At 65.0% G+C, this 20,273-nt stretch carries 30 protein-coding genes; 17 read left to right on the top strand and 13 right to left on the bottom strand.

Annotation, left to right across the window (positions count from 1 at the left end; translation table 11 throughout):
* Positions 1–75 precede the first annotated feature (75 nt).
* On the top strand, positions 76–1,725 hold the full coding sequence (gene ettA, locus RPC_RS10645; RefSeq protein WP_011472584.1) for an energy-dependent translational throttle protein EttA: 1,650 nt from the start codon (positions 76–78) through the stop codon (positions 1,723–1,725).
* A gap of 8 nt (positions 1,726–1,733) precedes the next feature.
* Here ettA and RPC_RS10650 read toward each other — a convergent pair whose 3' ends face one another.
* From RPC_RS10650 to RPC_RS10665, 4 genes are all read right to left on the bottom strand, one after another.
* A complete protein-coding gene (locus tag RPC_RS10650; RefSeq protein WP_011472585.1) occupies positions 1,734–2,135 on the bottom strand; it encodes a type II toxin-antitoxin system VapC family toxin in 402 nt (133 codons plus the stop codon).
* Positions 2,132–2,389, bottom strand: a complete 258-nt coding sequence (locus RPC_RS10655; RefSeq protein WP_011472586.1) for an AbrB/MazE/SpoVT family DNA-binding domain-containing protein — start codon at positions 2,387–2,389, stop codon at positions 2,132–2,134. The genes RPC_RS10650 and RPC_RS10655 overlap by 4 nt, the downstream gene beginning before the upstream one ends.
* 76 nt (positions 2,390–2,465) lie before the next feature.
* A complete protein-coding gene (gene brnA / locus RPC_RS10660; protein WP_011472587.1) occupies positions 2,466–2,723 on the bottom strand; it encodes a type II toxin-antitoxin system BrnA family antitoxin in 258 nt (85 codons plus the stop codon).
* Positions 2,710–3,009 (bottom strand): BrnT family toxin, encoded by a 300-nt coding sequence (locus RPC_RS10665; RefSeq protein WP_011472588.1) that lies wholly within the window; start codon positions 3,007–3,009, stop codon positions 2,710–2,712. Before RPC_RS10665 ends, brnA begins: the two co-directional genes overlap by 14 nt.
* Before the next feature lie 218 nt (positions 3,010–3,227).
* Here RPC_RS10665 and tam point away from each other — a divergent pair, with 218 nt between their 5' ends.
* The 5 genes from tam to RPC_RS10690 all read left to right on the top strand — a co-directional run bounded on the left by tam (position 3,228) and on the right by RPC_RS10690 (position 6,569).
* Entirely contained in the window at positions 3,228–3,998 is a 771-nt protein-coding gene (gene tam / locus RPC_RS10670; protein WP_011472589.1) for a trans-aconitate 2-methyltransferase, read from the top strand.
* Between the two features lie 114 nt (positions 3,999–4,112).
* Positions 4,113–4,697, top strand: coding sequence for a TIGR00645 family protein (locus RPC_RS10675; protein WP_011472590.1), 585 nt, complete (start codon positions 4,113–4,115; stop codon positions 4,695–4,697).
* A gap of 84 nt (positions 4,698–4,781) precedes the next feature.
* The gene (locus tag RPC_RS10680) at positions 4,782–4,982 is read left to right on the top strand and encodes a hypothetical protein (RefSeq protein WP_011472591.1); all 201 of its coding nucleotides are present in this window, start codon (positions 4,782–4,784) and stop codon (positions 4,980–4,982) included.
* A gap of 100 nt (positions 4,983–5,082) precedes the next feature.
* Entirely contained in the window at positions 5,083–5,325 is a 243-nt protein-coding gene (locus RPC_RS10685) for a hypothetical protein (protein WP_011472592.1), read from the top strand.
* Positions 5,322–6,569 carry a lytic murein transglycosylase gene (locus RPC_RS10690; RefSeq protein WP_011472593.1) on the top strand — a complete coding sequence of 416 codons (1,248 nt, stop codon included), beginning with the start codon at positions 5,322–5,324 and terminating at the stop codon, positions 6,567–6,569. Before RPC_RS10685 ends, RPC_RS10690 begins: the two co-directional genes overlap by 4 nt.
* A gap of 60 nt (positions 6,570–6,629) precedes the next feature.
* On the opposite strand, the gene RPC_RS10695 is transcribed toward RPC_RS10690, so the two are convergent.
* The 3 genes from RPC_RS10695 to RPC_RS10710 all read right to left on the bottom strand — a co-directional run bounded on the left by RPC_RS10695 (position 6,630) and on the right by RPC_RS10710 (position 8,129).
* Positions 6,630–6,878 (bottom strand): hypothetical protein, encoded by a 249-nt coding sequence (locus tag RPC_RS10695; protein ID WP_041801644.1) that lies wholly within the window; start codon positions 6,876–6,878, stop codon positions 6,630–6,632.
* A gap of 418 nt (positions 6,879–7,296) precedes the next feature.
* A complete protein-coding gene (locus tag RPC_RS10705) occupies positions 7,297–7,584 on the bottom strand; it encodes a hypothetical protein (RefSeq protein WP_011472594.1) in 288 nt (95 codons plus the stop codon).
* 224 nt (positions 7,585–7,808) lie between these two features.
* A complete protein-coding gene (locus tag RPC_RS10710) occupies positions 7,809–8,129 on the bottom strand; it encodes a hypothetical protein (protein ID WP_011472595.1) in 321 nt (106 codons plus the stop codon).
* A 298-nt stretch (positions 8,130–8,427) separates the two neighbouring features.
* Here RPC_RS10710 and RPC_RS25470 point away from each other — a divergent pair, with 298 nt between their 5' ends.
* The 7 genes from RPC_RS25470 to RPC_RS26135 all read left to right on the top strand — a co-directional run bounded on the left by RPC_RS25470 (position 8,428) and on the right by RPC_RS26135 (position 12,076).
* Positions 8,428–8,874 carry a (2Fe-2S)-binding protein gene (locus RPC_RS25470; protein ID WP_011472596.1) on the top strand — a complete coding sequence of 149 codons (447 nt, stop codon included), beginning with the start codon at positions 8,428–8,430 and terminating at the stop codon, positions 8,872–8,874.
* A 159-nt stretch (positions 8,875–9,033) separates the two neighbouring features.
* Positions 9,034–9,516: a bacterioferritin gene (gene bfr, locus RPC_RS10720; protein WP_011472597.1), complete on the top strand. Its 483-nt coding sequence runs from the start codon at positions 9,034–9,036 to the stop codon at positions 9,514–9,516.
* A 392-nt stretch (positions 9,517–9,908) separates the two neighbouring features.
* Positions 9,909–10,196: a hypothetical protein gene (locus RPC_RS26125; RefSeq protein ID WP_157043183.1), complete on the top strand. Its 288-nt coding sequence runs from the start codon at positions 9,909–9,911 to the stop codon at positions 10,194–10,196.
* A gap of 61 nt (positions 10,197–10,257) precedes the next feature.
* The gene (locus RPC_RS10725) at positions 10,258–10,542 is read left to right on the top strand and encodes a hypothetical protein (RefSeq protein WP_011472598.1); all 285 of its coding nucleotides are present in this window, start codon (positions 10,258–10,260) and stop codon (positions 10,540–10,542) included.
* A 114-nt stretch (positions 10,543–10,656) separates the two neighbouring features.
* Positions 10,657–10,935, top strand: coding sequence for a hypothetical protein (locus tag RPC_RS26130; RefSeq protein WP_011472599.1), 279 nt, complete (start codon positions 10,657–10,659; stop codon positions 10,933–10,935).
* A gap of 23 nt (positions 10,936–10,958) precedes the next feature.
* Positions 10,959–11,843 (top strand): 4-hydroxy-tetrahydrodipicolinate synthase, encoded by an 885-nt coding sequence (dapA, locus tag RPC_RS10735; RefSeq protein WP_011472600.1) that lies wholly within the window; start codon positions 10,959–10,961, stop codon positions 11,841–11,843.
* 83 nt (positions 11,844–11,926) lie between these two features.
* Positions 11,927–12,076, top strand: coding sequence for a hypothetical protein (locus RPC_RS26135; RefSeq protein ID WP_157043184.1), 150 nt, complete (start codon positions 11,927–11,929; stop codon positions 12,074–12,076).
* Positions 12,077–12,100: 24 nt separating this feature from the next.
* Here RPC_RS26135 and RPC_RS10740 read toward each other — a convergent pair whose 3' ends face one another.
* From RPC_RS10740 to RPC_RS10760, 5 genes are all read right to left on the bottom strand, one after another.
* Positions 12,101–12,310, bottom strand: coding sequence for a hypothetical protein (locus tag RPC_RS10740; RefSeq protein WP_041801652.1), 210 nt, complete (start codon positions 12,308–12,310; stop codon positions 12,101–12,103).
* On the bottom strand, positions 12,307–12,606 hold the full coding sequence (locus RPC_RS10745; RefSeq protein ID WP_011472601.1) for a hypothetical protein: 300 nt from the start codon (positions 12,604–12,606) through the stop codon (positions 12,307–12,309). The genes RPC_RS10740 and RPC_RS10745 overlap by 4 nt, the downstream gene beginning before the upstream one ends.
* Positions 12,607–12,930: 324 nt before the next feature.
* Positions 12,931–14,958, bottom strand: a complete 2,028-nt coding sequence (locus RPC_RS10750; RefSeq protein WP_011472602.1) for a methyl-accepting chemotaxis protein — start codon at positions 14,956–14,958, stop codon at positions 12,931–12,933.
* 305 nt (positions 14,959–15,263) lie between these two features.
* Entirely contained in the window at positions 15,264–15,707 is a 444-nt protein-coding gene (locus RPC_RS10755; RefSeq protein ID WP_011472603.1) for a DoxX family protein, read from the bottom strand.
* A 2-nt stretch (positions 15,708–15,709) separates the two neighbouring features.
* A complete protein-coding gene (locus RPC_RS10760) occupies positions 15,710–15,955 on the bottom strand; it encodes a hypothetical protein (protein WP_041801654.1) in 246 nt (81 codons plus the stop codon).
* A 184-nt stretch (positions 15,956–16,139) separates the two neighbouring features.
* On the opposite strand from RPC_RS10760, the gene RPC_RS10765 reads away from it, so the two are divergent.
* On the top strand, positions 16,140–16,466 hold the full coding sequence (locus tag RPC_RS10765; protein ID WP_011472605.1) for a DUF6968 family protein: 327 nt from the start codon (positions 16,140–16,142) through the stop codon (positions 16,464–16,466).
* A gap of 9 nt (positions 16,467–16,475) precedes the next feature.
* Here the strand turns inward: RPC_RS10765 and RPC_RS10770 are convergent, their stop codons facing one another.
* Positions 16,476–17,633, bottom strand: coding sequence for a hypothetical protein (locus RPC_RS10770; protein WP_041802712.1), 1,158 nt, complete (start codon positions 17,631–17,633; stop codon positions 16,476–16,478).
* 267 nt (positions 17,634–17,900) lie between these two features.
* On the opposite strand from RPC_RS10770, the gene RPC_RS10775 reads away from it, so the two are divergent.
* The 3 genes from RPC_RS10775 to RPC_RS10785 all read left to right on the top strand — a co-directional run bounded on the left by RPC_RS10775 (position 17,901) and on the right by RPC_RS10785 (position 20,247).
* The gene (locus RPC_RS10775; RefSeq protein ID WP_011472607.1) at positions 17,901–18,236 is read left to right on the top strand and encodes a hypothetical protein; all 336 of its coding nucleotides are present in this window, start codon (positions 17,901–17,903) and stop codon (positions 18,234–18,236) included.
* 173 nt (positions 18,237–18,409) lie between these two features.
* On the top strand, positions 18,410–18,643 hold the full coding sequence (locus RPC_RS10780) for a DUF6429 family protein (protein ID WP_011472608.1): 234 nt from the start codon (positions 18,410–18,412) through the stop codon (positions 18,641–18,643).
* A gap of 191 nt (positions 18,644–18,834) precedes the next feature.
* Positions 18,835–20,247, top strand: a complete 1,413-nt coding sequence (locus tag RPC_RS10785) for a GGDEF domain-containing protein (protein WP_011472609.1) — start codon at positions 18,835–18,837, stop codon at positions 20,245–20,247.
* Positions 20,248–20,273 lie beyond the last annotated feature (26 nt).

The raw sequence follows: 20,273 nt of genomic DNA on the forward strand, positions 1-20,273 counted from the left end.
TTGCCCTTTGCAAGGCGCACCGCTACATCAGCGGCAACCCTTTTCCACACATCCGACGGCTTTTCAGGGATCACGATGGCTCGCCAGTTCGTCTATTTCATGCAGGGTCTGTCCAAGACCTATCCGAGCCGCAAGGTGCTCGATAACGTCAACCTGTCGTTCTATCCGGACGCCAAGATCGGCGTGCTCGGCGTCAACGGCTCCGGCAAATCGACGCTGCTCAAGATCATGGCCGGGATCGACAAGGAATTCACCGGCGAGGCCTGGGTCGCGCAGGGCGCCCGGGTCGGTTATCTGGAACAGGAACCGCAGCTCGATCCCGCGCTGAGCGTGCGCGACAACGTCATGCTCGGCGTCGCCAAGCAGAAGGCGATCCTCGATCGCTACAACGAGCTGGCGATGAACTATTCGGAAGAAACCGCCGACGAGATGACCAATCTGCAGGACCAGATCGAGGCCGCGGGGCTGTGGGATCTCGACAGCAAGGTCGACCAGGCGATGGACGCGCTGCGCTGCCCGGCCGACGACGCCGACGTCACCAAATTGTCCGGCGGCGAACGCCGCCGCGTCGCGCTGTGCAAGCTGCTGCTCGACGAGCCCGAACTGCTGCTGCTCGACGAGCCGACCAACCATCTCGACGCCGAATCGGTGTCGTGGCTGGAAGGCCATCTGCGCAACTACCCGGGCGCGATCCTGATCGTCACCCATGACCGCTACTTCCTCGACAACGTCACCAGCTGGATTCTCGAACTCGACCGCGCCAAGGGGATTCCCTACGAGGGCAACTACTCGTCCTGGCTGAAGCAGAAGCAGAAGCGGCTGGAGCAGGAGGGCCGCGAGGACGCCGCCCATCAGCGCACCCTGCTGCGCGAGCAGGAATGGATCTCGGCCTCGCCGAAGGCCCGCCAAGCCAAATCCAAGGCGCGCTACCAGCGCTATGAGGAGCTGCTCAACAAGGCCAGCGAGAAGCAAAGCCAGACCGCGCAGATCGTCATCCCGGTGGCGGAGCGGCTCGGCCAGAACGTGGTCGACGTCGAAGGCCTCAGCAAGAGCTTCGGCGATCGCGTGCTGATCGACAATCTGACCTTCAAGCTGCCGCCCGGCGGCATCGTCGGCGTGATCGGCCCGAACGGCGTCGGCAAGACCACGCTGTTCCGGATGATCACCGGGCAGGAGAAGCCCGACGCCGGCTCCATCACGGTCGGCGAATCCGTGCATCTCGGCTACGTCGACCAGTCGCGCGACAGCCTCGACGGCAACAAGAACGTCTGGGAGGAAATCTCCGGCGGCAACGAACTGATCCTGCTCGGCAAGCGCGAGGTCAATTCGCGCGGCTATTGTTCGTCGTTCAACTTCAAGGGCGGCGACCAGCAGAAGAAGGTCGGCTCACTGTCCGGCGGCGAACGCAACCGCGTGCATCTCGCCAAGATGCTGAAATCCGGCGCCAACGTCCTTTTGCTCGACGAACCGACCAACGACCTCGACGTCGATACGCTGCGGGCCTTGGAAGAAGCGCTGGAAGACTTCGCCGGCTGCGCCGTGATCATCAGCCATGACCGCTGGTTCCTCGACCGCATCGCCACGCATATCCTGGCGTTCGAAGACGACAGCCACGTCGAATGGTTCGAAGGCAACTTCCAGGACTACGAGAAGGACAAGATGCGAAGGCTCGGCCAGGACTCGGTGATCCCGCATCGCGCGAAGTACAAGAAGCTGACGCGGTAGGTCACGCGTCAGCGCGGCGCGATCAGTTCGACGTCGGGGAAGTAGCTGCGGTATCGCCCGGTGTCTCGTGTCAGGATTGGAATTCTCGCCACGACAGCGTGAGCTCCGATGAAGAAATCGGCGAGGATGGCGGTTCGGACGCCGCCGGAACGCCGATAGGCGCTGAAGGTCTGACCGGCGATATAGAGGGCTGACTTGGGGAGCCATTCGAAGCGAAGTCCGAGCTCGTCGATCACGGCATCCAGCATCTGCTGGCTGGCATAGCGGCCGGAAAGCTCAGCGTAGACGATCTCGTTGATCAGAAGAACGCCGTGCTGCGATTGCTGTCGCAGCGCCGCGGCCGACCAAGGCTGCCAGTTCTGATCGCTCGACAAAATGTCGATCAGAATATTGGTATCGATCAGCGTCACGTCTTGTAGTCGTCCGCCGGGTCACCTCGCAGTTCGAGCATGATCTCGTCCGTTGTGCTACCGTGGATCGGATAACGTTTCGCGATCGCCTGCAATTTCTTGAGATAATCCGCCTCGGAGCCGGATTTTCCTATGAAGATCCCCCCCGACGCTGTGTTGCGAATCTCGACCTTGTCGCCCGGCTTGATGCCGGCGGCGTCGCGGACCTTCTTGGGCAGCGTGATCTGGCCCTTGATTGTTACGGTGGTCGACATGATAGGCTCCGTAATACTTATCAAAAAGGCGACTAGCAGGGTGTTGCAGCGTCAATCATGCGCTTCCCGGCCGAGCCTACCCCACCTTCTCCGCCAGCCAGATCTTGATCAGCGACTGGTACGGCACGTCGCGTTTGTTGGCGGCGATCTTGATCTGCTCCAGCAGGCCGACCGGCAGCCGCAGCGAGATCGCCGTGGTCGACGGTTTGAGGTTGGGGAAGCGGACGCGTTGCGCCGTGCTCCAGTCGACATAATCGGTGGAATCTTCGGATTCCCAAAATTCCCGTTCCTCGGCTTCGGTTTTGAAGGTGGGAATTGGCTTAAGCTTTTTCATAGAGCGTCCGCTCCTTCCGGTTCATAGCGCGAGCCGAGATCACCCGGATCAGTGTGCTGCTTTGCCGCAAGGTAAAAGTCACATGCAGCAGTCGTCCCTCGCTCGTTTTGCCGAGAGCGTTGAATCGCGGCTCGGCAGTGGAGTGTTTGACATCGTCGGCCACAATGAGCGGGTCGTTGAAAAACACCTGCTCCGCCTCCGCCTGGCTGATGCCATGCTTGTCGGTGCTTTTCCGGCTGTTGCCCGGGTCCCAATCGAACCCGGTCATTTGGTTCAGATCGACCATTGCTGTATATTGTCATCATATACAGAAAGGTCAAGCCGCAGCACCCGCCGGCCGCGCGCCCGCTGCTGATTGCGGCGATGCTGAATCCCGTCGCCGCGATTTGAGGTCGTCGGGCCCAACCGGTCAAACTTTCTCCGCGCAATTTCGTATCTTGCCCGTCTGGGCGTGCTGGCATAATGGCAGGGCGCGGTGGGGCGGGGTGTACGGGGATTCGACGGATGGCCGACTGGGACGCCGAGCAGTATCTGAAGTTCGAGGACGAGCGCACCCGCCCGGCGCGCGACCTGCTGGCGCAAATCCCGCTCGACGATCCGCGCAGGGTGGCGGACATCGGCTGCGGTCCGGGCAATTCCACCGAGCTGCTGGTGAGGCGCTGGCCGCAGGCCAGGGTCACCGGGGTGGACACCTCCGCCGACATGCTGCGGCAGGCCCGCGAGCGGCTGCCCGGCCACAATTTCATCGAGGCCAATATCGCGCATTGGGCGCCGCCGGTCGGCACCGACGTGGTGTTCGCCAACGCCGTGTTCCAATGGGTGCCGAACCATCTCAAGCACATGCAGCGGCTGGTGGGCGCGCTGGAGCCGGGCGGCGTGCTGGCGGTGCAGATGCCGGACAATCTCGACGAGCCGTCGCACATCATGATGCGCGAGGTGGCGTTCCAGGAGCCGTGGCGGCATCAGCTCGCCGAGGCGGCGCAGCTGCGCGACAACTTGCCGAAGCCGGGGGCCTATTACGACGCGCTGCGGCCGTTGTGCAGCCGGCTGGAGATCTGGCACACCGTGTATAATCACGTGCTCGACGATGCGATGGCGATCGTCGAATGGGTCAAGGGCACCGGGCTGCGGCCGTTCATCGATCCTTTGGAACTGCCGGAACGCAAGGCCTATCTCGCGGCCTACACCGCGCGGATCGCCGCCGCTTATCCGCCGCAGGCCGACGGCAAGGTGCTGCTGCGGTTTCCGCGGCTGTTCGTCGTCGCGATCAAGTAGCGCGGCGGGCCATCCGGCTGCGGCCAGTTGCCGCGCTAATCGCACGCGTGGCCTCGGATATAACCGCGGCGCGCGGGCTGTCCGCGATTCTCCGACTGCAGTGAGACCCCAACGATGTCCATGACGCCCGAAACGCCGTTGCCGCCGAAAGGGATGCGGCTGCGACCGATCCCGATGCTGATCTTCGGCTCGCGCTGGCTGCAGCTGCCGCTCTATGTCGGGCTGATCGTGGCGCAGGGCGTCTATGTCGTGCTGTTCTTGAAGGAATTGTGGCATCTGTTCGCGCACGCCTTCGATTTCAGCGAACAGCAGATCATGCTGGCGGTGCTCGGGCTGATCGACGTGGTGATGATCTCCAACCTCTTGGTGATGGTGATCGTCGGCGGCTACGAGACCTTCGTGTCGCGGCTCAACCTGGCGGGCCATCCGGACGAGCCGGAATGGCTCAGCCACGTCAACGCCAGCGTCTTGAAGATCAAGTTGGCGATGGCGATCATCGGCATCTCCTCGATCCATCTGCTGCGCACCTTCATCGAAGCCGGCGCGCTGGGCTCGGCGCGCACCGGCAACTACACCGAGACCGGGGTGATGTGGCAGACCATCATCCACACCGTGTTCATCCTGTCGGCGATCGGCATCGCCTATGTCGACAAATTGTCCAACGACGCCACCGAAGCCGCCAAGCACGCCGCGCATTGAGGCTTGAGCATCAGCGCGCGGCGGGTTGCGGGACGTCGCGCGCGTGGTAGGCTGTCAGTCGAGCAGTTGAACACAGAGCAGGCCATGGGCGACGCCGATAACCTGGTGCTCGAGCATTTGCGCCACATCCGCGGCGCGGTCTACGGACTGCGCGACGACATGCGCGAGGTGAAGCAGCGCATCGGCAACCTGGAAAGCCAATATGCCAGCCTGTCGAACCGGCTGGACCGCATGGACCTGCGCATCGAGCGGATCGAGCACCGCCTCGATCTGACCGAAGCATGAGCCGGGCGCCGCATCAGCGATAGGCGGCTGGAGCCGGGTTGCCGGCGGCCGGGCGCGTGGTAGTCTTCCGGCGGACACGCGGAGCCAAGAGCAAACAAGGATGGCCGACGTCGACAACCTCGTGCTCGAACATTTGCGCCACATCCGCGGCGGGGTCGATGGGCTGCGCGAGGATATGCGCGAGGTGAAGCAGCGCATCGGTGCGGTGGAGCGGGAAGTCGCCTTGATTCACGTCGAATTGGCCCAGGTCCATGTCAAGGTAGCCGAGCTGTCCGACCGGGTTGACCGCATGTCGGACCGCATCGAGCGTATCGAACACCGTCTCGACCTGACCGAAGCATGAGCCGCTTGCTGGGTTTCAACGGCCGCCTCGCGGTCCTGCTGTCGCTCTTGCTCACGCTGCTCGCGCCGGCCGTGGCGTGTGCCGCCGCCGACGCCGGCTTCACCGCCTTTATAGCATCGTTATGGCCGGAGGCGCGCGACGCCGGGGTGCCGCGCGCCACTTTCGAGGCGGAAACCGCCGGGCTCGAGCCGGACTACAAGCTGCCCGACCTGCTGCTGCCGGGCCGGCCGGCCACCGGCGCGCCGTCGCAGGCCGAGTTCGTCCAGGTGCCGGCGGACTACGTCAAGGAAGCCTCGATCGCTCGCCTGGCCCAAGAAGGCCAGCGCCTGCTCAAGCAGCATCGCGCCACGCTGGCAGCGATCGAGCAGCGCTTCGGCGTGCCGGCCACCGTGGTGTTGGCGATCTGGGGCCGCGAGACCGATTTCGGCCGCTACCGGCTGCCCTATGACGCGCTGCGGGTGCTGGCGACGCAGGCCTATGTCGGCCGCCGCAAGGAGCAGTACCGCACCGAATTCATCATGGCGCTGAAGATCATCGGCGAGGGCCACGTGCCGCGAAAAGACATGCGTTCGTCATGGGCCGGCGCCACCGGGCTGACGCAGTTTCTGCCTTCGGAATTCTACAACCACGGCGTCGATTTCGATGGTGACGGCCGCATCGACATCTGGCGCTCGATCCCCGACGCGCTGGCCTCGGCCGCGCAGCAGCTCGCCAACAAAGGCTGGCAGCCGGGCTTGCGCTGGGCCTATGAGGTCCGCGCCCCCAAAGACGTCGATTGCAGCCAGGGCGTGCCGGAGATCACCAAGCCGATCGGCGAGTGGATCCGCTCAGGCTTCGTGCCGGTGCGTGGCCAGAAACTCAGCGCCGCGGAGCGCGCCGAGCCGGCCTCGCTGCTGCAGCCCGAGGGAATTTATGGTCCGGCGTTCCTCACCACCAAGAACTACTTCGTGATCAAGCAGTACAATTTCTCCGACCTCTACGTGCTGTTCGTCGGCCATCTCGCCGACCGCATCCTCGATCCGCAGCCGTTCGCGACGCCGTGGTCGGCGACCACGCAGCTGCGCAGCACGGACGTCGAGGCGATGCAGCGGCAGCTGACGAAGCTTGGGCTCTACGCCGACAAGATCGACGGCAAGGCCGGGATGCAGACCCGCGCGGCGCTCGGCGCCTACCAGAAATCCGCCGGGCTCAAGCTGGATTGCTGGCCGAGCGACGCGGTGCTGCGCTCGCTGGCGAGGCGATAGCGAGATGGTTGCTTGGCGAGGCTTCTCACCGCTGACGGAAAACCGACGGCTTAGCTCGGGCTATTTGTCCGCCGCGCTCCGCGGCCTGACGCGCGGCATCGTCTCGATAGGCGTGGCGCGCCACTGCCGGATGCGTGGTCTGCCCCGCAGCGGCGTAGCGCCGTGGTTCTCGGCCGGCTTGCCGGCCGGAGTGTTCGTTTGCCGAGGGTGCTTGCGATCAATCCAACCCAGCATCCACCAACCGAACAGGCCCATCGAGATCACGCCGATAATGGGCCAGGCTATCACCGCGATTTCATTGGCCGGCATCTGAGTGTTCCAGCTCGAGCAGCGCCCATTGCCCGAAGAAATGTAGGGCTGCCGAGCAGAAGATGCAAACGAATGGAAATGCCTGGAATAGGATCCAGTTCCGCCGCGGCTCGCCGATGCCGTAGATCCAAGAAGCCAGTGGAGCGAAAACACCGACGGTGATCAAGGCGCCGAGACGGTATTGAACCAAGCCGCGATTAGTTTGACGCTCTCAGTACGGGCAGGGCTCATGACGGGTTTCACAAGGCGATGACTGCTCAATTAGTCATTTCGCTGGAAGCCGATGCCGAGAACCCGCGCCACATACCTTCGGCACCAGTTCATCGGGCAGCAAAAAGCCCGGCCGAGAAATCCCGGCCGGGCTTAACCATTTCAGCGCGGCGCAGCGATGCGCCGGCGCTTTAACTCAGGCGTTGCATCAATCGCAGATGCGGACCGGGCGGCTGCGCCAGACGCCGCGGTAGTCGTCCCAGAACCGTTCGCGAACCACGCGGCAGGCCGGCTCTTCGATATAGACCGGCGCGGGTTCGGCATAACCATAGGCCGGACGGCTCGACGCGATCGCACCACCGAGCAGGGCGCCGCCGATCAGACCGCCGGCAACGCCGGCGGCGATGCGGCCGCCATCGGCCTTGGCCGGCACAACCGCCGCCAGCGAACCGGCAACCGTGGCGACCGCGAGCAGGGCGGAAATTGTCTTCTTCATGTCTGGGGCTCTCCTGAGGGTGCGCCGCATCCGGCGCGGGGTTGAGGGGCTACTCGCACGCCCGGTTCACAAAGCAATGCGTCATGAAAAACGCATGACCGTCAACTTGGAGTAAACGCTTGCCGTTCATTGACGGGGAAAAAAGGTCTTTTTCGGGCTGCTTTCCAATTAGTTCCCAAAAACCGGCCTTTTCCGCGCGGATCCGTCGAGGGGTGGGCGTCGGGCTAGTCGCAAACCCGAACCCGGCGCAGCCGCCAGCCGTAGCCGTCCCAGAACCGCTGCCGCTGCCAATAACAGTCGGGCACCCCGAGATAGGCCGGCCCGCCGTAGTAGCCATAGCCGCCGCCATAATAGGCCGGCGCATAATAGCCCGGTCCGTAATAGTACCCCGGGCCGGCCAAAGCGCTGCCGACGATCGCGCCACCGAGCAGGCCGGCTGCAATCCCCACGCCGAGACCGCGCTGGGCCTGGGCCGGGGCAGGGAGCGCCACCGCCGAAACAGTCAGGGCGGCCACCGCGCCGAGCGCCATCAATCTCTTATTCATGGCTTCACCTTTGCATCGTTCGTTGCCTGGATCCGACCGCGTGTCGGTCCGGCTTGGGGGAGAATTTCACAGCAGAGTTGAACACTCCATGAACGCCTGGGCCGCGGACCGGCCGATTTCGACGCCGTCCAATTTACTGGGCAAGTTGAGGCCAGGGCGCCGACCTTGAGCCATATCAAAACACCGCCGGCAGATTGGAATAGCTTGAAAACACGGCTTTTCCTTTTGCATCACGAGCCCAAGTTGCATATCGGTCTTAATAGCGCTTAGCCACTCACTCTCGGGAATGACGTGACCTATGATTGTGTGTTCTTGCAATGTCCTCAGCGACAACGAAATCCGCGGCGCTATTCTGGCTTCCGAAGCCCCGCTCACGACGGGTGAAGTCTATGGCTGCCTCGGCTGCAGCCGGCAGTGCGGTCGCTGCGCCCGGACCATCAAGAAGATCATGCATGAGGCCCTGACCGACGTTTGTTCCGCGGTGTGCACGATCGAGCAATGCCATGACGGTCATCAGCATTCCCATCCCGAAAAGCACGCCCACGCCCACGACCACTCCCATGGCCATTCCCATGGGCATCGGCATGAGCATGACCACGGGCATCCGCATCCGCACCCCCATCAACCCGCTCCCGCGCACCCGCATCCGGCTGCCCATCAGCACGGCGAGCCATACCATCATACCCACGAGCACGCCCGCGCGCCCGCCGAAGCCGAACGGGAACTGATCGTGGAAGCCGCCTGACGCCGCCGGTTCGGTCCGCAATGCGGGCGCTTGCGAACGCGTCGTATTCTGTGTTGTCGTTTTGATGCACTGCTCCTAGAAGAGTTCGAGACATGATTTGTCTCGGATTCCGACGTGCAACAGCCGCCGACGGCTTGGCGGCCATAGGAGAGCGACCACATGAAGGGCGATGCCAAGGTCATCGAATATCTCAACAAGGGTCTGCGCAGCGAGTTGACCGCGATCAGCCAATATTGGCTGCACTATCGGCTGCTGGACAATTGGGGTCTGAAGGCCATGGCCAAGCAGTGGCGCAAGGAATCCATCGAGGAGATGGAGCACGCCGACAAATTGACCGACCGCATCATCTTCCTCGACGGCTTCCCGAACATGCAGGTGCTGGATCCGTTGCACATCGGCCAGAACGTCAAGGAAGTGCTCGACGCCGACCTCGCCGCCGAGATCGGCGCCCGCACGCTGTATCAGGAAGCCGCGACCTACTGCCACGGCGTCAAGGACTACGTGTCGCGCGACCTGTTCGAGCAGCTGATGAAGGACGAGGAACACCACATCGACTTTCTCGAGACTCAGCTCGATCTGGTCGGCCGCATCGGCATCGAGCTCTACCAGTCGACCCGGGTCGGCGAACTCGAGCACGATTGATCCAAGCTCCCGCAGCGATCGCGTCGCACGACGCGATCGCTCGACGATGAGTGGGTATTAGCTCCCGAACGAGGCGTGTGTCCCGGGCGCGGGGCAGCGCGTAGCGCGGCTCCGCAGACCCGGGACCGTTACGACGGCAGCGATCCGTAACGGCCCCGGATCTGCAACGCACCACGCCGCAAGTGCGGGGCGTAGCATTGCGTCCGGGGCACGAATCTCGGGGCGGGCTGCCTGCCTGCCTAGGTAATTGCCGGCGCTGGTCGGGACACTGGCAGCGTTGACCTAGGGATCGGCGCCGCATCGGCCGAGCAGCGCAGCCATCCTCAACCCCAGCAAACTCCACAGCCCCGCACGCACGCCGCCGCAGTCGGCGACCAAAGAGCGAGTGGTGCATGGGCGGCGACGATCCGCGCCGATCGGCGGCGGCCGGCACACTTATGAGATTGCTATATCCGCACGCCGCGCGCCGTCTCGTTTTCATATCGCAGTTCTCCCATCTTGCCGGTGCGGTCGAAATCGTCCGCGCAACCTGCGAGATGATCCATGTCGCTGCTGATCAACCTTCTGAACCTGAACCGCGCCGCCCGGCGGCCGATTGCGATCCGGCGGCGCTTCGCCGCCGCCCAACGATCCGCATCACCGCGCGGCCGAACACGCGCGGCATCGCAAGGCGATCGTGACCAGCCGCCGTGCCGCGCTGCTCTCGCCTGATCGATCGCTCGGCCTTGCCACGAATACGCCATGTCACGGTCCGATCACACCACCGCTGAACGCCGCAATCTGCAGGTGGTGATCCGCTTCGTCCTGCACGTTGCCATCGTCGGCGCGGTTGCGTCGTTCGGCGACATCGGCTTCGCCCGCAGCCTGGTCGCCTTGCTGTGGCTGTCGGCGATGCTGTGCGTCGGCGCCGCGGTGCTGTTGCGCGAGACGATCGGGGAGCACGTTCTGACTTACTGGGACGAGGCCGCCGCGTTCGGATCGCTGTTCTGTCTGGCCAACGTCGTACATGCAGCGCTGGCCGCTTAGCCCGCCACTGGAACTCCATCCATGAGATTGCGCGAGTCTGATTTCGTCGTTGTGGGCGCGGCGAACTGGCACGCCACGTGCAACTCACAACCTTGTCGCCACAGGAGACTTGACGTGGACCTTGTTACGGAACCTGCCTCGCGGACCTGCCGCGTGCTGCCCCTTGCCGCCATCGTGCTGATCGGCCGCAACAGCCGCGGCCAATGGGTGGTGCGGGAAAACAATGGCTTGTTCGGCGGCCTGTTCGTCGATCGCGAGGCGGCGCTGCGCTATGCGACGGCCGGCAACGGCCGCCGCGGCGGCGCCATGATCTGGCCGGTGAGCGAGTTGGAACTGGCGTTCGCGGCGTCACCGCCGCGCCAAACCGCGATGCCGGCGCGCCGCGCCGCCTGAGCGATCGATCGAGGATCACCGACATGGACGCTTACGCGCCGACACCTGACCTCAGCCGCCTCTCTTCGATGGCGTGGCTCGACGGCTGCATCGCCGATCTGCCGACCCCGTTCGACGCCCACGACGGCCTCGATTTCGCAGGCGTAGCCCGGTTGTGCGAGCGGCAGATTGCGGCCGGCTGTCCGGCGATCCTGATCGGCGACAATGCCGGGGAGGCGGCGACGCTGTGCCACGCCGAACACGCCGCGCTGATCCGCACCGCGGTGGCGATCGCGCGCGGCCGCGTACGGGTGATTGCGGGGGCCGGCAGCAATGCCACCGCGCAGGCGATCGCGCTGACCCGCCAAGCCGAGGCGGCGGGGGCGGCCGCCGTGCTGTCGGTGGTGCCTTACTACAACAGGCCGATGCAACAGGGCATCGTTGCGCATTTCGAGGCGATCGCCGGCGCCACCGCGCTGCCGGTGATCCTGTATGACAATCCGTCGCGTTGCGCCCGCGGCCTGACCGACGACACCGTGGCGCGGCTGGCGCGGCTGCCGAATGTCGTCGGGCTGGTCGACGCCGGCGGCGATCTCGGACGTCCGCAGCGGCTGCGCGCACGCTTGCCGGCGGGCTTTCGGCTGCTGTCGGGCGATGACGCCAGCGCGCCGGCCTTCTTGGCGTTGGGGGGCGACGGCGCCATCTCGGCGACCGCGAATCTGTGCTCTGCGCACCCGGCTATGCGCGATCATTGGATGCGATTGACCGCGGCTCTCGCCGAGGACGGCACCGCGGCCGGGTTGAAATACGCGCTGAGCCTGCTCGGGGCGATCGCGCCGCATGTGCGGCCGCCGATGGTCGAGCCCGGCGAGGCCGCCAAGGCCGCCATCGCACGAGCGCTGATGGCGGGGGTGGACGACGCCCGCTAGCGACGCTTGGATCCGGATGGGCGCTGCAACATTGCCACGCCGTCATTCCGGGTTCGCTCGTTCTTGCGAACGCGCAAGCCGGAATGACCACGGCATTTCGGTTCGATGCTTCAATCCAATCGAACATGCTCAAGCAAATGATCGTTATCGGAAAAGCGCGCGCTTGCCGTCAGGCGCTCGCGCGGCTGATGCCGAAAAACCGGTCATCGGCCGAGCCGCGGCGCAGCCGATGATCGGCGCCCCCACCAAAGATCGAACTAACTCGGGCGGTGCGGCGGATCGCAATCGTAATAGCCTTCGTCGAGCTTCGCGCGGGACTTCGGCCCCGGTCCGCGCATGTAGTGCGCGCCGGGGTGATAACGGTCCGGCCCGCGCCAGTTGCGAAAAAGCCCTTTCAGCAGAGCGCCTATCACCTTGGCATGGCCGCTGATGCGTTCGAACATCGCGTCGGAACCGGTTCGGCTCATCGGCGGCTCCTGCTGGCGGCAACGGCGATCGGCGCGCGGTCGTAGCGCACGCCGCGCAGCGCCAGTTCGCGGCTGAGCCGGTGCAGCTTGGCGCCGGCGGTCGCCGCCAGAATGCTTGCGATGAGACGATTGAGCCGGCTCGCCGCGCGGCGCGGCGCCGGCACGAGTTGTCCGGCGCGGGCTCGGGCGCGGCGCTCGGCGCGCGCCTTGATGCGTGCATGATAGCCGGCGATCTGCGCCAGCCCGGCGTGCAGGCCGTGCCGAGAGATCAAGATCTGAGAAATCGAATGCGTCATCGCAGGTCTCCACATCACGTTGGTGAGGCGAAGATGCGCAGCGCGGCGTAGGAAATCGAGACGACGCCAGAGGCCGCGTCATAGCCGCGGCATAAGTGGTTGGCTCAAAGTGCTCCAACAACGTCAGGCGTTTGCGCCTGACGACGTCCATCCATGGGGAGAAGCGTGCCCCGGGCGCAGCGCAGCGCGCCGCCCTTGCGGCGTAGTGCGCGGCAGAGCAGGGGCCGTTACGGAACACAGCGTTTGGAACGGTCCCGGCTCGCGTCGCAGCGCAACAGCGCTGCTCCGCGTCCGGGACACGGCGAATTCGCGGGCAGCGTGGCCTCACGCCGCGCGGACGGAATCCAAGAACCGCGAGACCTCGCGCTTCAGATCGTCGCTGTCGCGCGACAGTGATTGCGCGGCGACCAGCACCTGCGACGAGGCGGAGCCGGTTTCGCTGGCGCCGCGCTGCACGTCGGCGATGTTGGAGGACACCTCGGTGGTCCCAAGCGCCGCCTGCTGCACGTTGCGGGAGATTTCCTGGGTCGCCGCGCCCTGCTGTTCCACCGCGGAGGCGATCGCCGAGGAAATTTCCGACATCTGCGAAATCGTCGTGCCGATCTCGTGGATCGCCGCCACCGATTCCTTGGTGGCCGATTGCATGCCGGTGATCTGCTGGCTGATTTCGCCGGTGGCCTTGGCGGTCTGCTCGGCCAACGCCTTGACCTCGGAGGCAACCACCGCGAAGCCGCGGCCGGCCTCGCCGGCGCGGGCGGCCTCGATCGTCGCATTCAGCGCCAACAGGTTGGTTTGCCCGGCGATGGTGTTGATCAGTTCGACGACGTCGCCGATCCGGCTCGCCGCCTGCGCCAGCTGATTGATCCGTTGGTTGGTGTTCTGCGCCTGCTGCACCGCGGAGCCGGCGATCCGTGCGGAGTCCTGCACTTGGCGGCTGATCTCGTTGATCGAGGAGGCCATCTCTTCGGTCGCCGAAGCCACCGTCTGCACGTTGGTCGAAGCCTGCTCGGAGGCGGCGGCCACCACCGTGGTCAGCCGTTCGGTCTGTTCGGCGGTGGCGGTGAGGGTGCCGGCATTGGCTTCCAGTTCGGCGGAAGCCGAGGACACCGTCTGCACGATCTTGCCGACCGCGCCTTCGAATTCGTCGGCGAGCCGGTGCATGTCCTGCTTGCGCCGTTCGGTTGCGGCGTGCTCCTGGTCGGCCATTGCTTCGGCCTCCTGCTGCGCGCGATGCGCGGCGTTCTCGCGGATCACCACCACGGTCTTGGCGATGTCGCCGACCTCGTCGCCGCGTTGGGCGCCGGGAATTTCCACGTTGAGCTCGCCGCTCGCCATTTGGCCGAGCGCGCCGTTGAGCTTCATCAGCGGCCGCGACACGCTGGCGAAGCCGAACACCACCGACACCACCGACGACAGCATCACCAAGATGCCGAGTCCGAAATTGACCTGGTTGGCGGAGGAGAGGTCGGCCTTGGCGCGGCTCTTGGCTTCGTCGGCCAGCGTCTCGCTGGCGTCGACCGCGGTGCGCATCAGGTCCAGCGCGCGGTTGCCGAGCGGCATGGCCTTGACGTCGACCAGGTTCTTGCGCGCCACTTCGGCGGCGACGCCCTCGGCCGAGGCATCGTAATAGCCGGTCAGGATCGAATTCATGAAGTCGACGTCGCCGATGAATTCCGGGTCGCTGTTCAGCCGGCGCAGCCGCATCAGCTGGGCGTTCAGATCGCCGGGCAGCTTTTCGATGATCTCTTTCTGCTCGGGCTCGTCGGTGGCGCCGAACCGCCAGGTCGCCGCTTCCAGCATGTTGAAGGTGGCGTCGGTGGCGTACAGCACCTTCTCGATGTCGGAGCGGCGGGTGGCATCAAGGGTTCCCAGCTGCGACTGCGCCGATTCCATGGCGCGGCGCCATTCGCCGATGATCACCGTGCGCATCTCGACGACTTCCAGCGACTTCAGCTGGGTCTTGGCGATCTCTTCGGCGAGCCGGTAGTACTCCGCCGCGACCGTCTTGACGGTTTCGAGCCGACCTTTGTTCTCGGAGGCCGCGGTCTGGCTGATTGCGGCGTCGAGCTCGCGGCCGCTGAGCGCATTGGCCTCGCGCAGGTTGGCGATGCCCTTTTCGGCCTCCGCCGCAGTTTTCGCCAGCCGGATATCGCGCACCGAAAGCTGCATCCGGCGCAGCCCGACGTCGGCTTCCAGTGCGTGGCGGGCGATGCTCTGTTGGGCATCGGCGCGGTCGTTGCCGAGATTGACCGCGGTTTCGGAGATCATCTGATTGCCGGACATCGTCAACGACAGCGCGATACCGACCAGACCGGCGAATCCGAGCTTGTAGGCGATGCGATTGAGTTTCATGCCCCATGCCTTTTGTTGCGCCGGACAATCGAAGCCGCCACAGCTGGCGTGTGCATGTCGACCGGTACGGCGGAGATTGCTCCGTGTCGAAAATAAGACGGAACGATAGTCTGCCGCGAAGTACGCTGGAGGGGATGAAGTTCGGATTAATTTCTGGTCGGGAACTGAGTAAAGATTGCCGGAATTGAGCGGAAAGGTAACAAGATGGGCTCGTAGTTGTCCGCAAGAGCCCGTCGCGCTCCCGAACCGTCCGTCGTCGCGACCGGCCGCCTCAATTCAGTTCGGTGGCGCGGTCGGAGCGGCGATCACCCGGCGGGGCCGCCGTTGACGCGCCGCCACGGCCAGTCGATCACCTCGGCGCAATACAGCGCCCACCAGATGATGACCGGCTGCAACGCCAGCCGTGGCCCGTGATACCACCAGCTACTCGGCAGCCCGGGTAGGTCGATGCCGGCGACGGCGTGCTTGATGTTGGCCGGCCACACCAACAGCGCATAGGCCGCGAACGCCACCCCGGCCCACCAGCGCAGCGAGCGGGTCAGCAGCGCGATGGCGCCGGCGATCTCGCACAAGCCGGTGACGAAGATCACCTGCGGGGCGAACGGCACCAAGGACGGCGTGATCGCCAACAGCTTGTCGGGCGCGGCAAGGTGCAGCACACCGGCGGCGGCGAACAGCACCGCCATGATCCAGCGCATCGCCAAGCGCGCGGTGGCGGACCAGGCGCGGAGGCGCGCCGCCGTCTTCATCGTTATGATTTGTCGATGATGTCGGTGCGCGGGCGGTCATTGCCGCGGGCGGTTTCCTCGTGCCAATGGCCGTGCTCGTCCTCGTACTGGATCACTTCGGTGCGGCCCGGCACGCGCTGTTCGGCGGCCGCCCGGCGGGCTGCCGCGGCGGCGGATTTGTGGTCCGGAAAGGCCTCCGAAAACACGTCGCCGACCCGGTAGGCCCAGCCGCCGTCATGTTCGACGATCTTGTAAACGACCTCTGTCATGGGACCTCGCTGTGATCGGTGCAGGCGCATAATAACCGGCTGCGCGGCTGCGGTGGGGGCAACGCACCCGCTCCGCCCGGGTTCCGCGTTGGCTCAACATATCATACTACCATTTGTATGATTCGCTTGCACGCAGCCCGTGCAGCCGGTCATGATCACCTCAAATCATAACAGGGAGGGCGTCATGGTGATCGCGACACGCGTGCTGAAGCTGCGCGGCGACAACGCTGAAATACCAATCCGGATCTTCGCGCCGGTCGAGGCCGAACGGAGCTGGGAATGCACCTTCGAAATCGGCTGGCCGCAGGGCGTGCAGCGCAAGCGCGCCGCCGGCGCCGATGCGGTGCAGGCGCTGGAATTTGCGCTGCGGCTGATCGGCACCTTGCTCTACAGCAGCGATCTGCACGAAGCCGGCCGCCTGATGTGGGATCAGCCCGGCCGCGGCTACGGCTTTCCGGTGCCGAACACGATTCGCGACCGGCTGATCGGCGACGACGCCCGCTTGCTGTGAGCGGGTGGTCTAGGCTGCGCTGCGGCCGGGGCCGCGGGCGTCCTGATTGGCCGGCAGCACCACCAGCGCATCGTCCTTGCGGCAGATGCCGAAGGTACCTTGATTGTTGGCGGTGAGCAGGATGGTGGGTTCGCCGCAATGCTCGCAGATGAAGATGCCGGCGTCGTCGAAGCGGCCGCGCAGTTTGTCGGTCTTGGCGATCAGCGTGCATTCGTGGCTGACCGGGTCGATGCCGACCTTGGCGCCGCAGGAGAAGCAGAACCGCACTTCGCTCTCGGTCTGGCCTTCGTCGATATTGGCCGGAATCCGCGACGCGCAGACCGGGCAGGCGGCGGTGACCGCGACGGTGGCGTGCGAGGCGCCGCGCGCCCGCACGAACACCGCGCCATTGGTGGCGCGATGCGCATGGAAGCGCTGCTTGCAACTCTCGCAGGTCGGCGTGGCGCTGTCGCCGGGATGCACGCCGATCGGAAACGACACCGGCTTCTTACAGTTCGGGCAATTCTCCGTCACGGTGGCGGGCGAGGCGGTCGGCGCCGCAGCCGGCGTTGCGCCCGAGCCTAGGGTCGGCTCGGTCTTCGGCTCCGAGCTTGGCGCGCGCTCCGGCGCGGCGTGGCCATCGAGCCGCTGCAACAGCTCCTGAACGTTGTCCTTCATCGAGGAGACCAGCGGCTGGTACTGCGCGATCGCGCTGACCGGCTGAGCATCCAATAGCTTGCTGAATTCTTCGAGCAGGCCGCGCACCCGGGCGGTCTCGCAGCCGTCGAGCGGCACCTCGCCGGTGAGCTTGCCGAGTTCGTGGATCACGCCCGAGACATTGGCGATGCTCTGTTCGATCTGGCCGAAATACACTGCCGGGTGCTGCGCGTCGGCGAGCCCGAGCTTGACCGATTTGCGGATCTGTCCGGTGGAGAGTTCGAGCTGCCGCGCCAACACGCCGAGATGGCCGCTGACGCGGGTCTCCGAGGCGTCGTGGCCAAACGTCCAGGCGATCGCGATCGCCGCCAATGCTGCGCCGGAGATCGCCAGGATCTGGCCGGAGAACCACACCCAGCCGGTCTGCGAACCGAGCAGCACGCCGATCGCGATGATGAAGATCCCGATCGCCGCAGCAATGGTTTCGACCGGGTGAGCCAAAAAGAAATCGTCAAGTTTTTTGCTGAGCACCACACACCCGCCCATAGGATCAGTTGTGGATAACCTACCAAGGATTCTGTGCGCCTGATAGGCGTACCTTCGATCGGGACGGCATTTTCGCGAGCAACGTTAAATTGCGCGAAACATGCCGCAACGCCCACGCATTGCCTATACTCTGCTACTTCCAACCCACCAGACTTTGGTCGAACGCACGCCGCCGATCGGCCGATTGCCACAAGGTCCGATTGCGCTAGGTTGGCACCACCGCCGCGCCCCTCTGCCGATCCAGGTTTTGCCGTGACCCAAGCCGCTCCGACTCAAGCCGCTCCGACTGAAGCCGCTCCGACCGAACAGCCCAAGCAGGCCGAGCCCGAACCGGTGGCCTCCGAAGTGATCGTCGGCAGCCACGCCTTTCGCCGCGGCGTCGTCGAAGTGCGCACCGGGCGCAGCCCGCGATTCGATGATGATGCGCTGGCGCAGGACGGCATGCAATGGGCCTATGAGTGGGGTCGGCAGTTCGCGTTGTTGGCGCCGCCCGACCTGCCGCTGATCTCGCCCGACGAAGGCACCCTGAACCCCAAGGCGGTGTACCTGTTCAACGTCTATCTGCAGCGCGGACAATTGTGCAGGTAGCTGAGGATCGACGTAGGATGGGTTGAGCGCAGCGAACCCCATCGGAGGCGTCGCCGTGGCGGCGATAGGTTTCGCAAGGGCTCGACCCATCCTACGGACATCGACGGGCGCCGCGCCGGATTGCACCGCGCGGCGGTCCGGATATCATCGCCGGGTGGGCCAAGGAGGATGGGATGACCCTCGACACCGACAAGATCGACCGCGCCGCGCTGGCGCTTTTGTATCTCACGCTGCACGACGGCTGCCGCGCCTGGAAGGGCTTCGATTGGGGCGTGCTGGGCCGGCTGCACGAGGCCGGCATGATCGACGATCCGGTCGGCAAGGTGAAATCGGTGGTGTTCACCGAACAGGGCCTGCAGCGCGCCCGGCAATTGTTCGAAGAGTTGTTCGTGAAGGAGGAGGTCTAGCAGCAGCGCGGCGAGGTGAACTTCATCGCGGCTTAGCGCAGAGGTCGCATGGGCTGAGCTGTTGTCAGCCCATCGCAGCCATCATGGATGAGCCGGCGCGGCATCGCTGGGGTTTTTACGGGGGTCTTAACTTACCGTAAAGCGAAGTCTGCTAACCCGCTGCGGCGAATCGCAGGGATGAAAACAACAAAATGGTCCCGTTTCAATGGAATGCGCTGTTCGAAACCGGCAATGCCCGGATCGATCGCCAGCATCGCACGCTGTTCGAACTCACCAACGATCTCGCCCGCGCCGTGCAGAACGGCGAGAAACTTCCGGAAATCTCCGCGCTCGTCCTCAAGCTGCGTGACTACGCCGCGACGCATTTCTGCGACGAGGAGCAACTGATGCGCTGCTCGGCGCTGGCGATCCAGGAAAAGACCCGCCACGCCTGCGCGCATCGCTCGTTCATCAAGAAGGTCGAAGATCTCGCGGCGCGCCGCGACCTGTCGAATGTGGAAGCGGTCAGCGAATTTCTGCAGTTTCTGGTCACCTGGCTGGTGACCCATATTCTCAAGCTCGATCATCGGATGACCAAGGCGCTGTTGCGGCAGCCCGCGCTCGACGCCGACAAGCGGATCACCGTCGAACAGGTTCTGATCTCCGCCTTGATGGAGACCGAGCGGCGGTTTCGGGTGATCTCCGACGAAGCGCCGACGCTGATCTGGATCTGCGGCATCGACGGCGTGCGCGACTTCGCCAACAAAGCGTGGTTCGACCTCGTCGGCGCGACGCCGAGCGCGGATGCGCCGATCGATTGGACCAGCTATCTGCATCCCGACGACAAGGATCGCTATCTGGCGCTGATCGCCGGGCTGATGGTGTCGCCGCTGCAGGCCGAGGCCGAATTCCGGGTCAGGACCGCATCCGGAAGCTGGCGCTGGATCTTGGAGAAGATCACGCCGCGGATGGACGGCGAACGGTCGATCGGCCTGATCGCGTCGGGCATCGACGTCACCGACGTCAAGCTGTCCGAGGGGCTGTTGAGCGAGGCCAACAGCCGGGTCGAACAGCAGGTCGAGGAGCGCACCCGCGAATTCCAGCGGCTCGCCCACGCCGATCCGCTGACCGGAATCGCCAATCGCCGGCTGCTGATCGAGCGGCTGGACGGCGAAGTGGCGCGCGCCGCCAAAGCCGGCGGCGAACTGTCGGTGCTGTATGTCGATATCGATCACTTCAAGAGCATCAACGACAATTTCGGACATGCCGCCGGCGATCGCGTGCTGGTGCAGCTCGCCGCCACCATGAAGAGCCTGCTGCGGCAGACCGACCTGGTCGGGCGGATGGGCGGCGAGGAATTCGTGGTGCTGCTGCTGAACACCGACCAGGCCGCCGCGCTGCGCGTTGCCGACCAGTTGCGCGAGGCGATCTCGCGCTGCGAATTCGAGCTTATCACCAGGCCGGTGACGATCAGCGTCGGGGTCGCCGGTTACGAAGCCGCCGAGGACGCGGCGAGCCTGCTCGCCCGCGCCGATCACGCGCTGCTGCAAGCCAAGCGCTGCGGCCGCAATCAGTGCCGATTGGCGCCCGCCCAAGGCGATGCGCTGATTTCGCTGTCGGCGTAGCTGCGTCGCCTCATCCGATCCGCGAC

It is taken from the genome of Rhodopseudomonas palustris BisB18, from assembly GCF_000013745.1.
GTDB lineage: Bacteria > Pseudomonadota > Alphaproteobacteria > Rhizobiales > Xanthobacteraceae > Rhodopseudomonas_A > Rhodopseudomonas_A palustris_F.